The sequence below is a fragment of the Acinetobacter sp. YH1901141 genome, assembly GCF_013416935.1.
Lineage (GTDB): Bacteria > Pseudomonadota > Gammaproteobacteria > Pseudomonadales > Moraxellaceae > Acinetobacter > Acinetobacter towneri.
On sequence record NZ_VPEY01000008.1, the window covers coordinates 78158 to 97419 of the forward strand.

General features: G+C 39.5%; 19 protein-coding genes. 11 read left to right on the forward strand and 8 right to left on the reverse strand.

The window, feature by feature from the left end; genetic code table 11:
• Positions 1-5: 5 nt before the first annotated feature.
• Positions 6-683, forward strand: a complete 678-nt coding sequence (locus FTV52_RS06530) for an SOS response-associated peptidase family protein (RefSeq protein WP_096901413.1) — start codon at positions 6-8, stop codon at positions 681-683.
• 54 nt (positions 684-737) lie between these two features.
• Here FTV52_RS06530 and FTV52_RS06535 read toward each other — a convergent pair whose 3' ends face one another.
• A complete protein-coding gene (locus FTV52_RS06535) occupies positions 738-1202 on the reverse strand; it encodes a MarR family winged helix-turn-helix transcriptional regulator (RefSeq protein WP_004976754.1) in 465 nt (154 codons plus the stop codon).
• Between the two features lie 777 nt (positions 1203-1979).
• Here FTV52_RS06535 and FTV52_RS06540 point away from each other — a divergent pair.
• Complete coding sequence (locus tag FTV52_RS06540; protein ID WP_004976753.1) at positions 1980-3503, forward strand: TerC family protein; 1524 nt, start codon at positions 1980-1982, stop codon at positions 3501-3503.
• 267 nt (positions 3504-3770) lie between these two features.
• Here FTV52_RS06540 and FTV52_RS06545 read toward each other — a convergent pair whose 3' ends face one another.
• Positions 3771-4631, reverse strand: coding sequence for an alpha/beta fold hydrolase (locus FTV52_RS06545; RefSeq protein WP_096901415.1), 861 nt, complete (start codon positions 4629-4631; stop codon positions 3771-3773).
• A gap of 140 nt (positions 4632-4771) precedes the next feature.
• Here FTV52_RS06545 and FTV52_RS06550 point away from each other — a divergent pair, with 140 nt between their 5' ends.
• The gene (locus FTV52_RS06550; protein ID WP_004976749.1) at positions 4772-5224 is read left to right on the forward strand and encodes a hypothetical protein; all 453 of its coding nucleotides are present in this window, start codon (positions 4772-4774) and stop codon (positions 5222-5224) included.
• A 173-nt stretch (positions 5225-5397) separates the two neighbouring features.
• Here FTV52_RS06550 and FTV52_RS06555 read toward each other — a convergent pair whose 3' ends face one another.
• Positions 5398-5634 carry a hypothetical protein gene (locus FTV52_RS06555; protein WP_004976747.1) on the reverse strand — a complete coding sequence of 79 codons (237 nt, stop codon included), beginning with the start codon at positions 5632-5634 and terminating at the stop codon, positions 5398-5400.
• 572 nt (positions 5635-6206) lie between these two features.
• Positions 6207-7499 carry a branched-chain amino acid transport system II carrier protein gene (gene brnQ / locus FTV52_RS06560; RefSeq protein WP_179990290.1) on the reverse strand — a complete coding sequence of 431 codons (1293 nt, stop codon included), beginning with the start codon at positions 7497-7499 and terminating at the stop codon, positions 6207-6209.
• A gap of 366 nt (positions 7500-7865) precedes the next feature.
• Here brnQ and FTV52_RS06565 point away from each other — a divergent pair, with 366 nt between their 5' ends.
• The 3 genes from FTV52_RS06565 (at position 7866) to map (ending at position 10607) form a co-directional block, all read left to right on the forward strand.
• On the forward strand, positions 7866-8480 hold the full coding sequence (locus FTV52_RS06565; protein ID WP_075167936.1) for an IS607 family transposase: 615 nt from the start codon (positions 7866-7868) through the stop codon (positions 8478-8480).
• On the forward strand, positions 8477-9634 hold the full coding sequence (locus tag FTV52_RS06570) for an RNA-guided endonuclease TnpB family protein (protein ID WP_154320786.1): 1158 nt from the start codon (positions 8477-8479) through the stop codon (positions 9632-9634). Before FTV52_RS06565 ends, FTV52_RS06570 begins: the two co-directional genes overlap by 4 nt.
• A gap of 178 nt (positions 9635-9812) precedes the next feature.
• Positions 9813-10607, forward strand: coding sequence for a type I methionyl aminopeptidase (gene map, locus FTV52_RS06575; protein ID WP_004976729.1), 795 nt, complete (start codon positions 9813-9815; stop codon positions 10605-10607).
• A 224-nt stretch (positions 10608-10831) separates the two neighbouring features.
• Here map and FTV52_RS06580 read toward each other — a convergent pair whose 3' ends face one another.
• Together FTV52_RS06580 and FTV52_RS06585 are read right to left on the reverse strand one after the other, a co-directional pair.
• Entirely contained in the window at positions 10832-11731 is a 900-nt protein-coding gene (locus FTV52_RS06580; RefSeq protein WP_004976726.1) for a LysR substrate-binding domain-containing protein, read from the reverse strand.
• 63 nt (positions 11732-11794) lie between these two features.
• A complete protein-coding gene (locus tag FTV52_RS06585; protein ID WP_136143954.1) occupies positions 11795-12235 on the reverse strand; it encodes an HD domain-containing protein in 441 nt (146 codons plus the stop codon).
• Positions 12236-12355: 120 nt separating this feature from the next.
• Here FTV52_RS06585 and FTV52_RS06590 point away from each other — a divergent pair, with 120 nt between their 5' ends.
• On the forward strand, positions 12356-12685 hold the full coding sequence (locus tag FTV52_RS06590; RefSeq protein ID WP_004976724.1) for a hypothetical protein: 330 nt from the start codon (positions 12356-12358) through the stop codon (positions 12683-12685).
• A gap of 94 nt (positions 12686-12779) precedes the next feature.
• Here the strand turns inward: FTV52_RS06590 and glnG are convergent, their stop codons facing one another.
• Both glnG and glnL read right to left on the reverse strand, forming a co-directional pair.
• The gene (gene glnG / locus FTV52_RS06595) at positions 12780-14258 is read right to left on the reverse strand and encodes a nitrogen regulation protein NR(I) (protein WP_154320780.1); all 1479 of its coding nucleotides are present in this window, start codon (positions 14256-14258) and stop codon (positions 12780-12782) included.
• Entirely contained in the window at positions 14245-15354 is a 1110-nt protein-coding gene (gene glnL, locus FTV52_RS06600) for a nitrogen regulation protein NR(II) (RefSeq protein WP_004976718.1), read from the reverse strand. The genes glnG and glnL overlap by 14 nt, the downstream gene beginning before the upstream one ends.
• A 350-nt stretch (positions 15355-15704) precedes the next feature.
• Between glnL and rimO the strand changes: the two genes are divergently transcribed.
• The 4 genes from rimO (at position 15705) to uppS (ending at position 19260) form a co-directional block, all read left to right on the forward strand.
• Complete coding sequence (gene rimO, locus FTV52_RS06605) at positions 15705-17048, forward strand: 30S ribosomal protein S12 methylthiotransferase RimO (RefSeq protein ID WP_096901422.1); 1344 nt, start codon at positions 15705-15707, stop codon at positions 17046-17048.
• An 84-nt stretch (positions 17049-17132) separates the two neighbouring features.
• The gene (pyrH, locus tag FTV52_RS06610) at positions 17133-17861 is read left to right on the forward strand and encodes a UMP kinase (protein ID WP_004976712.1); all 729 of its coding nucleotides are present in this window, start codon (positions 17133-17135) and stop codon (positions 17859-17861) included.
• Between the two features lie 88 nt (positions 17862-17949).
• Positions 17950-18504, forward strand: coding sequence for a ribosome recycling factor (gene frr, locus FTV52_RS06615; RefSeq protein ID WP_004976711.1), 555 nt, complete (start codon positions 17950-17952; stop codon positions 18502-18504).
• Between the two features lie 3 nt (positions 18505-18507).
• The gene (gene uppS / locus FTV52_RS06620; protein ID WP_004976709.1) at positions 18508-19260 is read left to right on the forward strand and encodes a polyprenyl diphosphate synthase; all 753 of its coding nucleotides are present in this window, start codon (positions 18508-18510) and stop codon (positions 19258-19260) included.
• Positions 19261-19262: the final 2 nt, after the last annotated feature.

The following is a 19262-nucleotide window of genomic DNA, read 5'->3' on the forward strand; positions in this document are numbered from 1 at the left end:
TGTATATGTGTGCCAATTTTAAACCAATAAGCATAGCGCAATTATCTGCATTAGGTCTGCCTGAAATTCCGTTTGAATATGCTGAAGAAGCGTATCCAAATTCGAGTGTGCCACTATTGTTTAAGTCTGAACAAGGTTTAGAGTGGCGCTCGGTGAATTTTGGCTTGATTCCCAAATGGGCGGAAGACAGAAGTATTGCGCAAAAAACCTATAATTGCCGTAACGAAACTTTATTAGAAAAACCAAGTTTTAGTGAAGCTGCTTATAAGTGTAAATTTGGCGCGATTGTTGTGTCAGAATTTTATGAATCCAAATATATAGACAGTAAACCGCAGCGTTGGGGTGTACGTCGTAAAGATGGACAGGCCTTTTTTATTGCAGCACTGTATGAAATTTGCCGTTTAAAGGATGGGCAAGGCACGGAAGAAATTGTCCGTTCTGCGAGTATGATTACCATGGACGCAATTGATCACGCGATGATGAAGGAATTTCATGAGCCTGGGCCAGTCAAACGTTCTGTTATTGTTATTCCACATGCACGTTTAGATGAATGGCTAAGTTTGAAAACACCGAACATACACAGCTTTGTGCAGGGCTTTCCTTTAGACGAGTTTGAGTGTTCACATGTACCAAAAGCAAAGATCGAAAAAGTAAGCCCCCAGCTCAATTTTTTCGATCTTTAAGTACATCTTGTGCTTATATAGGATAAGAACAGATGTGGAACAATAACGTGATGTTTAGCGTGCTAAATTATTAAAAATATGACGTAAACTTTCCATCATTTTTTCAATTTGTAGTGGAGTTAAACCATCAAATGACTGCTCTAAAACAACGCTAGTCAGATCATTAATTTTGTTGGTCATCTCATTACCTTTTTCAGTAAGCACGACACGAGTGATACGCGCATCATCATCACAAGAATAAGTTTCAACCAAACCTTCATCTTTTAAACGATAAACAATTTTAGTTGTAGTTGACATTTTTGACACCACCATGTCTGACAAATCAGACACACTCGCATGTGCTTTTGATCTTAATGCCAATAAAATACGACGGCGAGAATTATCTAAACCATACTTTTTAAGTGCCTGATCGACATTCTGTACATATTGAGCATGTACTTGTGTGACCCAATAATACGGAAATTGTTCAATATCATATTGGTCGGCGGATGGTAGAAATTTTGAATATTTCTTGGACATTGCATATTCCCTGCATTGTTTTAATTGTATTTTTGATATTTCACATTTTATGTGAAAACTCATGTGCTTAGCAAGATGCTTTCAGTGGCTAAAATTTGGTTGAAATCTGACGAAATATGATGAATCTCGATTTAGAAGCTGGCTTTGAAATGGCTATTTTTCCAAGCGCGTAGGCATTTGTTTAAGTTCAATCCATATTCATGTGTCATATCAATTAATCCTATAGAATTGTTTTAGTTTGGATTAGTAGTGAGTTATCTGGTTTTATAAGTTGAATTATCAATTTAACCATCAACTTAGGCTGCATTTTAGTTAAAAAAATACATTTGTACACTTGGCTTTTAGGTAAAAGTGCGGGTTATTGCGTTGAATTTTGCAAAAAAATTATAAGCTTTGGTCTAATCTTTTAACAATAGTTGTTTTTTATCAATATTTTAAGTTTAGATTAAAGTGTGGGTTGGCTTACAGTTGTAATCTATGACTAATGCGTCTAAAAATACATTACAATTCATTTGACATTTTTAATCCATTCTCACGGCTTTTGTTTGGCTGTCATCGCTCTAAAAAAATTAAGAATGTGAAAAATAAAGTAAAAACCATCTTATAGATCGTACTGTTTAGTTTTATTCAAAAAAATTAAAAATTTAATTACAAATGTTCAAGATTGTGCATAATTAAGCTATCTATTGCTAAAAAGGTTACTTTTATGGATCCGTCGCCGTGCGCAGGTCTACTTTATATTTCGATTTCTGCTAACTATCTCGGAGCTATGAACTAATGGAGTTTTTATTAGATCCGGGAATATGGGTTGGTTTAATTACACTTATTATTCTAGAAATCGTATTAGGTATTGATAACCTAGTCTTTATTGCAATTCTTGCAGAAAAATTACCCCCAGAACAGCGTGATAAAGCCCGTGTGATTGGCTTATCTTTAGCGTTGTTTATGCGTTTAGGATTGTTATTTGCAATCTCTTGGTTGGTTACTTTAACCGAACCGTTAATTACCTTATTTGAAAAAACCTTTTCAGGGCGTGACCTCATTCTCTTGGGTGGCGGTTTGTTCCTCGTCTATAAGGCGGTAGGAGAGTTGCACGAGAAGATGGAAGGCAAACCCGAAGTCAAAGTCACGACCAATGTGGTTTATGCAAGTTTTGCCGCAGTTGTAGCACAAATTGTTGTTCTAGATGCAGTTTTCTCTTTAGACTCAGTCATTACCGCAATTGGCATGGTCGACAACATCTATGTGATGATGGTTGCCATGGTGGTTGCAATGTTGGTGATGTTACTTGCATCTAAGCCATTAACTGCTTTTGTGAACCGTCATCCAACAGTGGTGATTTTGTGTTTAAGCTTCTTACTATTAATTGGTATCAGCTTGATTGCAGAAGGTTTTGGCTTCCATATCCCTAAAGGTTATATCTATTCGGGTATTGGTGTTGCGATTGCTATTGAAGCGTTTAACCAATTTGGTCAGCGCAATGTTGCAAAACATGAAGCAAAAATTCCGTTACGTCACCGTACTGCAGATTCAATTTTAAAATTGATGGGGGGGCGAGTTGAAACCAGTAGCCCTGATTTGCATAACGAAGCGCAAGAAGCGTTTGCAGATGAAGAACGCTACATGATTGGTGGTGTCTTGACCTTGGCAGAGCGTTCAGTCGCATCAATTATGACGCCACGTAGCCAAATTTCATGGGTCGATATTGAAGATTCACCTGAACAAATCCGCGAACAGATTCTATCTGTACCACACAGCTTATTCCCAGTGTGTCGTGGTAGTTTAGATAAAGTCATTAGTATTGTACGTGCCAAAGAGTTGTTGGATGTATTGGACGAAGAAGAAGAGCTTAAAGCTTTAATTAAACGTCAGCGTCCAATTTACATTTTTGAAAAAATGAAAGTGATTGATGCGATCAATACGTTACGTACCTCTAAAGGTTCTTTGGTTTTAGTCAGCGATGAGTTTGGTAATGTTCAAGGTTTGATTTCACCGCTTGATGTGTTTGAAGCGATTGCAGGTGAATTCCCTGATGCAGACGAACAGTTAGATTTGGTTAAAACCAATGAAAACGAATGGAAAGCAACAGGTATGCTGGATTTATACCAGCTTGAACTTGAACTGGGTATGATGGATCTGATTGAAGAAGATGCAGGCTACATTAGCGTTGCAGGTTTGATTTTAGATAAAACCCAAGGTGAAGTTCAGGTCGGCACGCAGTTGGATTATCAAGGTGTGCACTTTGAAGTGACAGAACTTGATGGTAACCGTATTAAAACTGTGATGATTCGCTTACGCTAATTACTAAGCTTTGAATTAAATCACTCAAAAAGCTCTACCGAAATGGTGGAGCTTTTTTATGGTGTAATAAAAAGATTGTGATGTTTCATCCTGAAAATGTGTATCAGCGATAAGTCTGGATTTTAAAAGCTGAACATGAAATGTGGCATGGAATAGAAAAAAAGAAACAACCAAACAGGATTACAAATTTGGTTGCTTAAACAGGGAAAAGAAAAAGCGAGAAACTAAAACAAATGTTTAATTTGTATGTGACTTCGCCACTAAAAATTAAACTGCCAATTGATTTTCAATCACATTCCATAAATTTCGATGTGACTTTTTAAACATCGCCATATGCCCAATGGCTTTATGCTGATAACGCTTTGGTTTAAGTTCAATCATATTAGTCGATGCATGGGGATAGAGACGGAGTAAATCTTTCACATTGGCTTCGGTGGCAATCTCATCATCCGAACTCCAAATAGCAGTAATCGGGCAACGAATTTCATCGTGATAATGCTGTGAAACTGTTTTGCCTATAGCATTGATGACATAGCCGGGTTTGCTACAAAATTGTGCCCATTGTTGGGCCACATTTTTAGGTAGGTTTTCGCCCATGCCAATTGCATTGGTTGGGCCATAACCATGTGTGATTCTGGCAAGTGGAAAAATAACTTTAAACATCACAGGGGCAAGTAGGCGAGTACGACCTTTTAAACCTTTTGTGTGGCCTGTAGAGCCTGAAACAGCTACGACTTTTGCCACTTTATGATATTCAGGATTAATCCCCAGTAATTGTCCGCCTGCGCTGTGTCCCAATAAAACCACTTGTTCAGCTTGCGTTTTTTGCAGCAAAGTATTTACTGCTGCAGGAATATCTAACTGCCCCCAATCAACAATACTGGCTTCACATTGTTTCAATGGTTCGTGTAACGAATCACCAATACCACGAAAATCAAAACACAGCACAGCATAGCCTTGTTCATTTAGCCATGTGGCAAAAGCGTGATAAAAATTCTTGGTAATGCCTGTCGCGGGACAAATCAAGACGGGTAGACGCTGTGCTTGTGTATATTGATTTGGATAATAACGGGCAGCGAGGGCATAACCATCTGCACATATAATATTTAAGCTTTCAAATGTGCTCATAATGTTTTAAGGATGATGAGAATAAAGTTACTTTACACGAGTTCCAAAAAGAAACTTGTATTTATTCTGACTCTAAAGTCAAGCTTAGTAGTCTGCGAGTGTAGTTAAATAGCCACACGAAAAATAAAAGAGTGTTAAACATGGAAAGTTTATCTTTGGCAGTGCGCCTTGCGATTATTTTCAGTGGAATATTTTTGTGGGTGGGGATGCTTACAGGCGTGTGGAAATATTGGCAAATTCGTGCTTCTGCCCAAGCGCGTGCTCATTATTATGTGGATATCGCACATCGCAGTAGTTTGTTATATGCACCTGCAAGTTTAATTTTAGCGGTCTTGGCTTATTTTTGTATTTGGGATGCCACTGTAATTTTAATTTGTGTGATTCTAAATTTAGTATTTTTTAGCTTTTCTATTCTGAGTTATATCTTGCATGGATTGCTTAAAGATACCACTAATCAATTTAAACAACCGCATCAAATTGCAGCATGGACATTGCCAAGTTGGTGCATGAGTTTGGCGATGCTGTTATTGATTGTGGCTGAATTGGGTGGGACTAGTGTGTTATTGCTTGGCGCAATCTATGGATTGTTGTAATTCTAATTGCTCAGTTTAATTTTTTCTTGGTAGCCCGTAGAAGATTTTGAGATTTTTGCTGTAGATCAGGAATGATGATTAGAATCTACTTTTTGAGTTTGGCGGCAGAGGAGTGATCCATCTGCCGCAAAGTGAAAGCGAAAAAGCTAAAATGAGTGGGTGCTAGGGTATGATTAATGAACTTCTACGTTTTTATGTTCACGAAACTTTTGGTCAATGGATGTCCAAATCGCAAAGGCTATACATACCAATAAGGCATATAAAAAATAGGTTGGTTTCAAGTTGCCTTGAATTGAGCCTTGGAGCAATAGGGTCAGCATCAGTGCAAAAGTGGTGCTTAAAAAAGTAACTAGATTTTGGTTAGCCTTCAGAGCGTTAATGAAGACTTGCGTATTGAAATGTGAAAACATCTCCATCCCTCCTTGTTATAAATCACTAAAATCAGAGCATTTTAGTCAGATTGGTTTTATTGTTCTACCTTGTTTAGCAAACTATTTCAAGCCCTTATAGTCATATTTTGATAAAAAACATCATTTTCATATGAAATACTACTATTTGTTATCATTTATTTACAAAATAATAAAAAGTAGTGTGTTTTTTAAGCCATTTAAATACGATTTCAATCGTACTTGCATATTTTATGCCAGCTAATTTTGAGGGCGACTATACGACTTTAGCGTTAATTTGAGCTCTGCTTAAAATGGGTGAATGATTTATTTTGTTTTAGTTTTTTATTGAAAATATTTTAATTTCATTTGTTTATTTATACCAAATAATTATTTGGGTTGCTATTATCATGACTGATAAATTGCCTTAAAAAGAGGCAGTTTTAGCACAAGAAACAATAAGTGCGGGTTTGGGTAAAACCTGACAATTATTGTCTAACTTAAATTCGTATTTGGATAAAACACGACTTTAATACAATACAGCTCGAAAATAGAGCATGACTTGAAAAAATAGCCGAGCTCGAAGTCCGTACTGGCTATTTTTTCATTCGATCATGAATTGCAGCGAATACAAAAATCAGTAATGCAGGAATCAACCAAGCGAGGTTTTGTTCACTCAGGGGAAAATTGGTCAGTGTGGTTGGCAAGAATCTAGCTAAGTCTGCGGCCTTCATTGCATCAATGATGCCAAAGAGCAATGCAACTGCGGCAGTAGGTGCAATCACGCGGGTTGGAATACGGAATAATCCCCAGAAAAAGCTGAGTAGAATGACCACAATTGCAGGTGGATAAATCGCGCTTAAAATAGGCACTGAAACTGCAATGAGTTTGGTGAGTCCAAGATTGGAAATAACAAAGGCAAAGCCCACTAAAATAAATACCCAACGGCGATAATGAATTTTAGTAATTTGCTCAAAATATCCAGCACATGCGCATGTCAGTCCAATTGCCGTAACCATGCAGGCAATAAAAATCATTGCAGCTAAAAATACCGAGCCAAATCCGCCAAAAGCATGTTGCACATAGGCATGTAAAATGACTGCACCATTACTGGCATTGGCGGCAACATCGTGACTGCCCATCCCCAGTTTAAATAGGCTTAGATAAACTAACGTTAAACCAACCCCTGAAATTAAACTTGCCCATACTGCATAGCGGGTGATGAGTTTTTTATCAGTCACGCCACGTGAACGAATCGCATTAATAATCACAATCCCGAATACCAATGCACCTAAAGTATCCATGGTGAGATAACCATTAATAAAGCCTTCAGATACAGGACTGTTCACATAATTGTGAATGGCAGGTGAAATTGTACCTGTCGGAATAATAAATGCAGTGATGCCTAAAATTAGTAATGACAGAATTTTAAGCGGGGAAAGTACATAGCCCACTGTATCTAAAATTTTGTGTGGATACAGTGAAACTAACATCACCAAGGCAAAATAGATGGCGCTATAAATGAATAAGGTGTTCGCGGAATCGCCAAAATAGGCAGAGAAACCAATTTCATAAGAGACGGTAGCTGTACGTGGTGTAGCGAAAAGCGGGCCAACCGCTAAATAACAGACGACTGTTAAAATTAAGCTTGCGATTTTACCCAACGGCGAACTTAAAATTTGTATAGAACCTTCGACACGTGACAACGCCATAATGGTAATCACGGGTAAGCCAACAGCGGTAATGAGGAAGCCGAGCGCAGCAAGCCAGACGTGTTCGCCCGCTTGTTGTGCCACGATAGGTGGGAAAATAATATTACCTGCACCAATAAATAGCGCAAAGGTCATAAAACCCAAGGCAATAATATCCCGTGTGCGTAAATTCGTCATGGGAGAGAAATAAGATGTAAACAAAAGAAAGCGATTTTAGTAGATCGAGCTATGATTTTCTAATTTATTTTATAGGTCATATGAATATTTTTTATGATATGTGTTTGTAGGCTATTTTAATCTTCACTATAAAAATTAAATAACTTACTGTTTATCTGATGTATTTTTGAAAAATGCTGATCCCACATAGTATAGATGGCTTATCTAGTATAAGTTTTGGTTGCTATTTTAAATGCGCAGTTCTTAAACAAAACTGTTGGTCGCATGACGATGGATACTTGTTTGGCAGCTTGAGCTGATTTTACAAGCCGAAAGGGTTAATAACTGCTAGTTGAAATCTACCTATTTCTATATTATTATATAAAAATGAGTAGATATGTTAGTATTGGCGTTGCAGCTAAAACACTGGGTGTTTCCATCCAAACCCTAAGAAGATGGGATGAGGAAGGCACTTTAGTCGCAGATAGAACCCCAAAAAATCACAGACGTTACGATCTAAGCAAGATCACACCTGAACTTATCCATGATCTATCAATTCAGAACAGCCGAAAAACTATTGCTTATGCAAGAGTATCTAGTCACGATCAAAAGGCTGATCTTGAGCGACAAAAACAAGTTTTGGAAATGTACTGTGCCAAGCAGGGATGGACATTTGAGATTATTAGTGATTTAGGCTCAGGGATGAATTATCACAAAAAAGGGCTTAAGGCTCTTTTGGATGGAATTATTAATAATGAAATTGGTCGATTGGTTTTAACCCACAAAGATCGATTATTACGTTTTGGTGCTGAATTGGTTTTTGCTTTATGTGAAGCTCGGAATGTTGAAATTGTAATTATTAATCAGGGTGAAAATTTGAGTTTTGAGGAGGAACTGGCTCAAGATGTCCTGGAAATTATCACTGTATTTTCAGCACGATTATATGGAAGCCGAAGTAAAAAGAACCAAAAGCTAATACAGGCGGTCAAAGAAGCACTATGAGTCGATTTATACGAGGGCATATCATTGAATTGATGCCCAATAATAAACAAGCAAGCCATTTTGCTCAGGCAAGTGGTGTTGCTCGTTTGTCGTATAATTGGGCTTTAAGAGAGTGGCAGCGACAATACAAGGCTGATAAGGAATATCGAGATCAGTGTGAGTATTATGATGTTGCGGTGAATGAAATGCTTCTTAATAGACCTAAAGAGAGTAAATTAAGAAAGCACCTAAACACTTTTAAATTTGAAAAATATCCTTTCATGAAGAAAGTGACTAAGTGCGCACCACAGTTGGCGATTAAGCAGTTGGGTAGTGCTTTTGATAGATTTTTTAACGGCAAATCAGGATACCCCAAGCCAAGAAAAAAAGGCAAGGATGACCGTTTTTCATTATCAAATGATCAATTTAGCGTAAAGGGTCGGTCTATTAAAATCCCTAATTTGGGTTGGGTGAAAATGACTGAGAATCTGCGCTATAAGGGTAAAATTCTCTCGGCCAAAATATTTAAACAAGGTGGTAAGTGGTTTGTATCAATCGCTGTCGAACTCACCCAGATCGAAAAGCTTAAACCGAAAACAGGTTTAAGTATCGGTGTTGATTTGGGTGTCTCTAATCTTGCCACCCTTTCAAATGGTGAGGTTATTCCTTCTAACGCACCACTTAAAAGACAGCTTGCAAAACTAAGACGACTCAACAAGTCTTTTAGTCGTAAGAAAAAAGGTAGTCAGAATCGAGAAAAAGCAAAAGCCAAGCTATCTCGCCTGCACTATAAAATTGCCTGTCTACGCAAGAATAATCTTCATCAAGTCACAACGGATTTGGTAACACGTTTTGATGTGATTGCGATTGAAGATTTGAATGTTAAAGGCATGTTGAGGAATCGTAAACTCGCAAGAGCTATATCCGATATGGGTTTTTATGAGTTTAAAAGGCAGTTGATTTATAAAGCCAAACAGCATGGAAAATCGGTACTTTCGGTTGGTCGATTCTTCCCAAGTAGTAAAATGTGTTCGTGCTGTGGTGAATTAAATCAATCTCTCACACTTTCTGCGCGAGAGTGGAAGTGCTTAGTTTGCCAAACCATCCAAAATCGTGATGTTAATGCATCAATTAATATCCTGCGATATGCGGATAAAGATTTAATCACTGCATAAGTGGTGATTAAGGCGGTGAGTTACACCGTGACAGCCTATGGAATTGAGGTAATCCCTAAAGCAAATGTTTTAGGTTCTTGATGGTGAAGTAGGAATTAAACATCAAACCCACATTGAGTAGGTTTGAGTAGGTTTTAAATAACGGCTATAATCTCAGGCTTCAGGTCAGGAGTTCATCATGCGCGCCCTTAAAGTCAGCATTAAATCAGAGCAAGATATTGAGAAATTACGCATTTCGGGGCGTTTGGCTGCTCAGGTGTTGCAGATGATTGGCGAGCATGTCAAACCCGGAGTCACGACAGAATACTTAGATGATTTGTGTCACGATTATATTGTAAATACCTTAAAAGTCATTCCTGCCAATGTGGGCTATCACGGTTATACCAAAACCACCTGTATTTCACCCAATGAAGTGGTCTGTCATGGTATTCCATCATCCAAAACCATTTTAAAAGATGGCGACATTATTAATATTGATGTGGCAGTGATTAAAGATGGTTTTTATGGTGATACCAGTCGTATGTACTATGTGGGTCAGGTGAAACCAGAAGCGAAAAAACTGGTCGATACCACTTATGAGGCGATGCGCGCAGGGATTCATGCGGTGAAACCGGGCGCGACTTTGGGCGATATTGGCTATGCCATTCAAAGTGTGGCGCATCGTGAAGGGTTTAGCATTGTGCGTGAATATTGCGGACATGGTATTGGGCAGGTGTATCACGAACAACCAAGTGTGCTGCATTATGGTCAGCCTGGACAAGGCTTGGTGCTTAAAAAAGGCATGGTATTTACCATTGAGCCAATGGTGAATGCGGGCAAAGCGCGTGTGAAAGAACTGAAAGATGGCTGGACGGTGGTGACGACAGATAAATCACTTTCTGCACAATGGGAACATATGGTTGCTGTGACTGATACAGGCTTTGAAGTGTTATCGCCGTGGCCAGAAGGTACGGGGAGTTATCCTGAAATTTAATGCACGAATGCTTTCAGGTTAAGACTGATAGATAAAACATCTTAGACTTTAGTTTTAAACTATTTGTTAAAAAATGAACAATCGCTATAATTGAAGTCAAAGATACTTGCTGTAGTTTCTTTGTTTTAGCTTTCTTATTTTAGATTGTAGTTTTCAAAGCTTATCTGTCTTAGATAAGCTTTTTTTTTTGCTGTTTCGTATCTGAAATCAAAAGATCCTATGTGCTAACGAATGGTTAGCTTTTCGACCAAATAGTCGATAAATACACGTACAGCAGGTAATAAACCACGGCGTGATGGATAGACGGCATGGAAAATACCATGCGGTGCGTGCCAGTCGGGTAAAACACGAACCAATTCACCCGATGCAACATAATCTTCAACAATCGTGTCAGGCAACAACACAATGCCACAATTTTGTCGTGCCAATTGCGCTAGCATCATTAAATCTGAACCCATGACTGTAGGGTTGACCTTAATTTTTTTCGGTTGCTGTTGTTGATCATGCACAACCATGTATTGATCTAAATGCTCATCCGACATGCTTAAAATTTTATGATGACTTAAATCTTCAGGTTTTTTCAAATCGCCAAATTCATTCAAATAAGCCTGACTGGCAAATAGATGTTGTTCGATGTTGCTGAATTTGCGAATCACCAAACTTGGATCATCATCTAAATTTGAGCGGACACGCAGGGCAATGTCGATCCCTTCGTTGACGATATCGACACGACGGTTGCTGACAATTAGCTGTACTTTAATTTCAGGGTAGGCTTTCAAAAACTCAGGCAAGATTTTGGCAATTTCATTTTGTGCAATTGAAACAGGTAAGCTGACTTTAATTACACCACGCGGTTGAATACTTAGGTGATCGACCAAGTCGTGCGCGGCTTGGGCAGCATTCATCATTACTTGCGCATGCCGATACACATTCATACCAATTTCTGTGACCGCAAAATGACGTGAGCTGCGCTGAATTAAACGCACACCTAAGCGTTCTTCTAGGTTGTGTACGCGTCGGCTAAGTTTGGATTTTGGAATATCGGTGGCGCGTTCTGCTGCACTAAATCCACCATGTTCGACCACTTGGGCAAAACAATAAAAATCATCCAAATCTGTAAGCATGACTAAATTCCATTTATGCAACAATACTTAAATTAAAGTGGCATCGTTGCATGTTGTCAATCTTTAATTGTGCTTTATTGCTGTGCTTTTTTGCAGAATCTCTAAAACTTGTCGGTATTCTTCTAAACGGGCTAAATCACGTGCTGTAGGATTGGGAATCCGCGTTAAATTCATGTTGTCTTGCACATCTGCAATTTTTACAGCACAGGCAAGCGGGTTTTGTGCAGTACGCATAGCCGCTTGAACACGAGTTTCATGCGGCAGTTTGGTGAGAGCCTGAATTGCTTGAATAATATGCGTTTGAAATCCTAAATTTTGCAGGTCTTGTGCTGTGGTGTGGGTATCTTCAAGAATGTCGTGCAGTACAGCGACAATTTGCTGATCGGGCTGTTGTAATTGCAACATTACACGTAAGGGATGCAAAATATAAGGCTGACCGCCTTTATCTAGCTGCCCTGTATGTTGTTGTACTGCAAGTGTAATTGCATTTTCTAGAGTTGCCATAAGTATAATTAAAAAAATTTCTATAATTATAAGCCGTGCTTAGCGCAAAATATAGAAATTGCTTGTTATGATGCAAACAGATTTTATGTTTATCTATTTTACTATTGGTGATGCTGCTCTATGCCATATCAACTCATTGAACTGAATACGCCTGCGACTGAAAATTTGCTTTGCCCACATTGCCAACATGCTGTTATTGATTGGGCAGAAGAACAATATATTCAGCCTTGCGAGCATACTTTGTTTGTCGCAATGGATTTGGGTTTTGAATATGCCTCAGATGTATTTGAACAAAGCATGCCACGCAGTGTCGATGAAATTCATGCACATGATGATCAGTTGGATATGTGGCAAGAACTGACTTCAAGTCGTTATCCGCAATATTTGATTTATAAAACGGATTTAGGCGTGCAAGGTTTATCTCGCTATGTTGGATTTACCGCGGCTTAATTGCACTTAACTTAGAGAGTCTAAGATATAAAAATAGGGAAATTCAAAAGCTGAATTTCCCTATATTTTGATGGATTAGATATTTTTTCTGCGTTTAGCTCTCCATATCTTCTTCTATTTCATCATCGGCACTGTCCATTCCTAATTCTTTGAGTTTTCGCGTCAAAGTATTACGTCCCCAACCCAATAATTCAGCGGCATGACGTTTACGTCCACGGGTTTGTTGCAGTGCAGCATTAATTAAGGTGCGTTCAAACATTGGAATGGCGATATCCAGAAGTTTCATCTCGCCATTTTTTAACTTTTGTACTGCCCATTGCCCAAGTAATTCATCCCAATGCTGCATAGATACCCGATCTGCCACATGAAGCGCAGAATGTTCGGCTAATTTTTCAATTGGAATTTGCTTGAGTTCGGTTGGTAAATCTTCAGGATAGACCTCACGTCCTGTAATCATCACGGTAAGCCAGCGACAAGTGTTTTCCAATTGGCGCACGTTACCTTGCCACGGCAATTGCTGCATATATTCGACTGTTTCAGGACGCAATATTTTTGGACTCACGCCTAATTCTTTGCCTGCACGTGCCAAAAAGTGCTGTGCCAACATTGGAATATCTTCACTGCGATGCGCCAGTTTAGGAATATGAATCCGAATGACGTTCAGGCGATGATATAAGTCTTCACGGAAGCGTCCATCTTGTACCAGTTTTTCCAAATCCTGATGTGTTGCTGCGACAATCCGTACATCCACTTTGACAGCAATATGTCCACCAACCCGATAAAATTCACCATCTGCCAAGACGCGCAATAAGCGGGTTTGGGTTTCAAAAGGCATATCACCAATTTCATCTAAAAACAAGGTGCCGCCGTTGGCTTGTTCAAAGCGTCCCTGACGTTGTGTATTGGCACCTGTAAATGCACCTTTTTCATGTCCAAAAAGTTCGGTTTCAATCAAATCTTTCGGAATGGCTGCCATATTCAGCGCAATAAATGGTTTGCTGCTACGCGGTGAGTGGCGATGCAGTGCATGCGCCACCAACTCTTTGCCTGTACCTGATTCACCATTAATGAGCACAGTAATGTGTGATTGCGATAAACGACCAATCGCACGAAACACTTCCTGCATGGCAGGCGATTCACCAATAATTTCTGTCGATTGAATTGGCTGCACTGTCGATTTTGCAGATTCTTGCTGTTGTAGTTTGGTGATATGCAAAATTGCACGATTGACTAAAGCAAGTGCTTCATCAATATCAAAAGGCTTGGGTAGGTATTCAAATGCACCTGTTTGATAGCTAGATACTGCCGATTCTAAATCGGAGTGCGCAGTCATAATAATCACAGGCAAGTCGGGATAACTGACTTTGACTTTGCCAAGAAAAGTTAAACCATCAATTCCAGGCATGCGAATGTCGGTCAAAATTACATCGGGTGCATCTTGGTTTAACTCATCTAGTGCAGACTGTGCTTCTTCAAAACTGGTGACTTCAAAACCTTCTTCTCTAAAAGTTTTTTCCAGTACCCAGCGCATTGCACGGTCATCATCAATCACCCAAATTTTATTTCGCGACATGACTCGCCTCCCAAGGTAAATATAAGCTAAATATTGTTTTTCCTGGAATGGATTGGCATTCAATCATTCCGTTATGTTGATGCATAATATTTTGTGCGATGCTCAAACCAAGTCCTGTACCGTTTGCGCGTCCAGTCACCAATGGATAAAACACGGATTCTAAAATGTCTTCAGGTACGCCTGGGCCGTTATCTTCAATATCAACACGTACGGTAGAACGATTCAGCACACCATTAATGGTAACCAAGCGTTGAATACGAGTTCTTAAAATCAATTCAGGTCGATGCTCGGTAAAGAAATCGGGATGTTCGGTCATGGCTTGTACTGCATTGGCGCAAATATTCAGCATGACTTGAATCAATTGATCGCGGTCTGCCATGACTTCAGGTAAAGAAAGGTCATAATCACGGATAATATTTATTTTGTTTTTAGTTTGATTGACGATCAGGCTGCGCACCCGTTCTAAAGGTTCGTGAATATTGACCAGTTCATAGCTTGGTAGTTGGCGTGAGCCGAGCATGGTATCGGCCAAGTTTCTTAAACGATCTACCTCGCTAATAATAATGTCGGTAAATTCATCATATTTCGGGTCATTTAAACTTCGTGCTAACAGTTGTGTCGCACCACGAATTCCTGCAAGCGGGTTTTTAATTTCATGTGCCACACCACGAATCAGCTGACGTGCGACTTGATGCTGTTGAATAAAGTTTTCTTCTTTGGAAATTTTGAGCATCCGATCAATCGGATTCAATTCAATCAGCAAAAGAGGATGATAAGGCTTGCCTGCATTTAACTGTGATGCAGTGTAATCGACATGAATATCTTTAAAATTGACATTAATGGTCGCTTCACGGCGGGTGTAGGGTTGACCAGTTTTGATGGTATTCAGGAAAGCCTCTTGCGTATTGAACTCATCATCAGGCATGTGCAGCAAATTTAAAACGGGTTGCCCCGAAGCGCGAATTAAACTGATATCAAACAATGCTTCACAAGACGAGTTTAAATAAAAAATATTCAGGTCACGATCAACCAGTAAAATTGCGGTGCTGAGGTTATCCACCAAAAGACGATAGTCAATGCTCTGGGTCTGATCCATTCGTGAATGCTTCCTGTATGAAATATTGTGCAAGGGCATTGTCATCTGTCAGCCATGTTCCAAATTTGGATCGAATTGAGGCGAATTAAGCAAAATGCACGCCAACTTTTCGTTTTTAGTGCATTTATCACTGAAGAATCGGAAAAATGCGCAGGAACTGGACTGAATTTTCAAGATATAACGGATAACAGAAACACTGTAAATAAAAAATGCATTAAAATGGTGCAATATTTAAATCATTCAGCCTGAATGGTTGTATTTTGGTGCATTATGCAAAGAGTCGGCTATTTCTCTATTTTTATGCAAAGAAAAGTCATACAATACGCGCATTCTAGTGGAGTGCAGATTCTATGAAATCCCCCAAAGTCGGTTTTGTTTCTTTAGGTTGTCCTAAGGCATTGGTAGATTCCGAACGAATTTTAACTCAGTTAAAAACTGAAGGTTATGATGTCGCATCTGATTATGAAGGTGCTGACTTAGTTGTTGTCAATACATGTGGTTTTATTGAATCTGCAGTACAAGAGTCCTTAGACGCGATTGGCGAAGCCATGAATGCCAATGGTCGTGTCATTGTGACAGGTTGCTTGGGTAAAGATGAAGATAAAATTCGTCAAATGCATCCCAACGTATTAAAAGTGACTGGCGCGGCTGCTTATCAGGACGTGATGGAAGCGGTGCATCAATATGTTCCTGAGCCACCAAAACATAATCCATTTATTGATTTGGTACCTGAACAAGGCATTCGTTTGACGCCTAAACATTATGCCTATCTTAAAATTTCAGAAGGCTGTAACCATCGCTGTACTTTCTGCATCATTCCAAGCATGCGTGGCGATTTAGTTTCGCGTCCTGTGGGTTCGGTATTAGAAGAAGCTGCAGCACTGAAACGTGCAGGCGTAAAAGAAGTATTGGTAATTTCTCAAGATACTTCTGCCTACGGCGTAGATACCAAATACAAATTGGACTTTTGGAACGGTCAGCCTGTTAAAACCAAATTCTATGATATGTGTGAAGCCTTAGGGCAATTGGGTATTTGGGTGCGTTTGCACTATGTCTATCCATATCCGCATGTGGATGCTGTAATTGATTTAATGGCACAAGGCAAAATTTTACCTTATTTGGATATTCCATTCCAACATGCCAGCCCGAAAGTATTAAAGTTGATGAAGCGACCTGCGCACAGCGAAAACACGTTGGAGCGTTTAAAACTTTGGCGTGAAAAATGCCCTGAGTTGGTGATTCGTTCAACCTTTGTGGTGGGTTTTCCAGGCGAAACAGAAGAAGATTTCCAAATTTTGCTCGACTGGCTAAAAGAAGCGCAATTAGACCGTGTTGGTTGCTTTACTTATTCACCTGTTGAAGGTGCGGCAGCAAACGACTTGCCAGATCATGTGCCAGAAGAAATCAAGCAAGAACGCTATGAGCGTTTTATGCAGGTTCAGCAAGAAATTTCAGCAGCTAAACTGCAAAAACGTATTGGTCAAACCATGACCGTGTTGGTAGATGATTTGGAAGAAGAATTTCCAGTCGCAGTGGCACGTTCTTATGCAGATGCGCCAGAAATTGATGGCAACGTCTTTGTAGAAGATATTGACAAGAGCGTGATTAAAGCAGGTGATTTACTTGAAGTTGAAATTACCGATGCCGATGAATACGACTTATTTGCCAAGCTGATTCAGGTCAAATCTGCATAATGCTTTGCAGATTTGGATTGCTAGCTGTAAGCCATACAAATTGTAAAAAATTAAAGTTTAGAATTTAGAATTGGAGTAATGACAATGTTAGATTCAAAAAAGCCACGTTATGCACGTATCTTGTTGAAACTATCGGGTGAGGCACTTGCGGGTAATAAAGACATGGGGATTGATGCGCAAGTGCTCGATCAAATGTCTTTGGCAATTGCACACTTGGTCGGTTTAGGTGTGCAAGTGGGTATTGTTGTCGGTGGTGGTAACTTATACCGTGGCAGCCAATTACAAAAAGATGGTTTAGTCGGCCGTGTAACAGGCGACCAAATGGGTATGTTGGCAACGGTGATGAACGGTTTAGCCATGCGTGATGCCTTGGTGCGCCGTAACATCAAAACCCGTTTAATGTCTGCATTGCCTATTGGTACAGTGGTTGAGTCTTACTCAAGCCGTGATGCGATTCGTCACCTGACTCAAGGTGAAGTGTGTGTGTTCGTTGCGGGTACAGGCAATCCATTCTTTACCACAGATACAGCAGCATGTTTACGTGGTATCGAAATCGAAGCTAACTTGATCTTAAAAGCGACCAAAGTAGATGGCGTATATAACAAAGATCCAAGCAAATACGAAGATGCGGTGAAATATGACACACTTACATTTGACCAGGTGTTGGATGAAAAATTAGGTGTTATGGATTTAACTGCAATCTGCTTATGCCGCGATCACAATGTGCCGTTGCAAGTTTTTGATATGAATAAAGCAGGTGCATTGCTTTCTGTAGTGATGGGCGAAAAAGAAGGAACTCACGTTACGAACTAATGTACGTGAGCCACAAAGCTCTTTATACTACGGTTTAATTTAACCCTATATTTTGACTCAAATTTTAGAATACAGTAAGGAAGATCTTATGATTAACGATCTTAAAAAAGACAGCGAAGAACGTATGAGCAAGACTTTAGAGTCTTTAGAACATGGTTTTGCCAAAGTACGTACAGGTCGTGCACATCCATCAATTTTAAATGGTGTGATGGTTTCTTACTACGGTTCCGATGTGCCACTTAACCAAGTAGCCAACATTGGTGTAGAAGATTCACGTACCTTATTGGTTCAGCCATTTGAGCGTTCAATGGTGTCTGCAATTGATAAAGCAATTCGTGAGTCAGATTTGGGTCTAAACCCAATCACAGCCGATGCAATTCGTGTACCGCTTGCAGCATTGACTGAAGAAACTCGTCGTGACATGCAAAAAGTTGCGCGTTCTGAAGCAGAAAATGCCAAAGTTGCTATTCGTAACATCCGCCGTGATGTATTGGGCGACATCAAAGCATTATTGAAAGAAAAAGAAATTTCTGAAGATGATGAGCGCCGTGCAGCAGATGACATCCAAAAAATCACAGACAAATACGTTGCAGAAGTAGACAAGCGTCTTGCTGCAAAAGAAGCTGAGTTGATGAAGGTCTAATCAATGACCACATCGGAAGACAGCGCGTCTTTGCCAAAACATGTTGCCATCATTATGGATGGCAACAATCGTTTTGCAAAAAAAAATCAAATGCAAAAAGGGGAAGGACATCGCTCTGGTAAAGATGTACTTGACCCGATTGTTGAACATTGTAGAAAAAAACACATTCAAGCTTTAACCGTTTTTGCTTTTTCGAGTGAAAACTGGAATCGTCCGCAGTTTGAAGTGGATTTACTCATGCAATTGCTGGAAACCACAATTCATGAGCAATTACCACGCATGGAAAAATTCAATATTGCCTTACGTTTTATTGGTGACCGTTCACGTTTGTCGCCGCATTTGCGTGAGTTAATGTTGCATGCCGAACAAAGGACTGCTAATTTCAACAGCATGACACTCACAATTGCCATTAGTTATGGTGGTATGTGGGATATGGCACAAGCTGCAAAACAAATTGCTGCAGATGTTGTGGCGCATAAAATTGATATTGAACAAATAGATACACAACTTTTTGGTCAATATGTCAGTCTGGCAGACCTACCACCTGTCGATCTGTTGATTCGTACAGGTGGCGATTTTAGATTGTCCAACTTTTTACTTTGGCAAGCTGCGTATGCTGAATTGTATTTTACCCAAACCTTGTGGCCTGAATTTAGCATAGAAGAATTTGACGATGCACTGGCAGTATTTGGTGGTCGCGAACGTCGTTTTGGTAAAACTTCTGAGCAAATTCAACAAGAGAAAATTGAGAATTAATA

Excerpts from the sequence above, each read along its gene's own strand:
- frr (WP_004976711.1), top strand. The coding sequence starts at position 17,950 with ATGATTAACGATCTTAAAAAAGACAGCGAAGAACGTATGAGCAAGACT.
- glnG (WP_154320780.1), bottom strand. The coding sequence starts at position 14,258 with ATGTCGCGAAATAAAATTTGGGTGATTGATGATGACCGTGCAATGCGC.
- FTV52_RS06590 (WP_004976724.1), top strand. The coding sequence starts at position 12,356 with ATGCCATATCAACTCATTGAACTGAATACGCCTGCGACTGAAAATTTG.
- FTV52_RS06535 (WP_004976754.1), bottom strand. The coding sequence starts at position 1,202 with ATGTCCAAGAAATATTCAAAATTTCTACCATCCGCCGACCAATATGAT.
- FTV52_RS06570 (WP_154320786.1), top strand. The coding sequence starts at position 8,477 with ATGAGTCGATTTATACGAGGGCATATCATTGAATTGATGCCCAATAAT.
- map (WP_004976729.1), top strand. The coding sequence starts at position 9,813 with ATGCGCGCCCTTAAAGTCAGCATTAAATCAGAGCAAGATATTGAGAAA.
- FTV52_RS06585 (WP_136143954.1), bottom strand. The coding sequence starts at position 12,235 with ATGGCAACTCTAGAAAATGCAATTACACTTGCAGTACAACAACATACA.
- FTV52_RS06565 (WP_075167936.1), top strand. The coding sequence starts at position 7,866 with ATGAGTAGATATGTTAGTATTGGCGTTGCAGCTAAAACACTGGGTGTT.
- FTV52_RS06545 (WP_096901415.1), bottom strand. The coding sequence starts at position 4,631 with ATGAGCACATTTGAAAGCTTAAATATTATATGTGCAGATGGTTATGCC.
- FTV52_RS06540 (WP_004976753.1), top strand. The coding sequence starts at position 1,980 with ATGGAGTTTTTATTAGATCCGGGAATATGGGTTGGTTTAATTACACTT.
- FTV52_RS06550 (WP_004976749.1), top strand. The coding sequence starts at position 4,772 with ATGGAAAGTTTATCTTTGGCAGTGCGCCTTGCGATTATTTTCAGTGGA.
- FTV52_RS06555 (WP_004976747.1), bottom strand. The coding sequence starts at position 5,634 with ATGTTTTCACATTTCAATACGCAAGTCTTCATTAACGCTCTGAAGGCT.
- brnQ (WP_179990290.1), bottom strand. The coding sequence starts at position 7,499 with ATGACGAATTTACGCACACGGGATATTATTGCCTTGGGTTTTATGACC.
- rimO (WP_096901422.1), top strand. The coding sequence starts at position 15,705 with ATGAAATCCCCCAAAGTCGGTTTTGTTTCTTTAGGTTGTCCTAAGGCA.
- glnL (WP_004976718.1), bottom strand. The coding sequence starts at position 15,354 with ATGGATCAGACCCAGAGCATTGACTATCGTCTTTTGGTGGATAACCTC.
- FTV52_RS06530 (WP_096901413.1), top strand. The coding sequence starts at position 6 with ATGTGTGCCAATTTTAAACCAATAAGCATAGCGCAATTATCTGCATTA.
- uppS (WP_004976709.1), top strand. The coding sequence starts at position 18,508 with ATGACCACATCGGAAGACAGCGCGTCTTTGCCAAAACATGTTGCCATC.
- FTV52_RS06580 (WP_004976726.1), bottom strand. The coding sequence starts at position 11,731 with ATGCTTACAGATTTGGATGATTTTTATTGTTTTGCCCAAGTGGTCGAA.
- pyrH (WP_004976712.1), top strand. The coding sequence starts at position 17,133 with ATGTTAGATTCAAAAAAGCCACGTTATGCACGTATCTTGTTGAAACTA.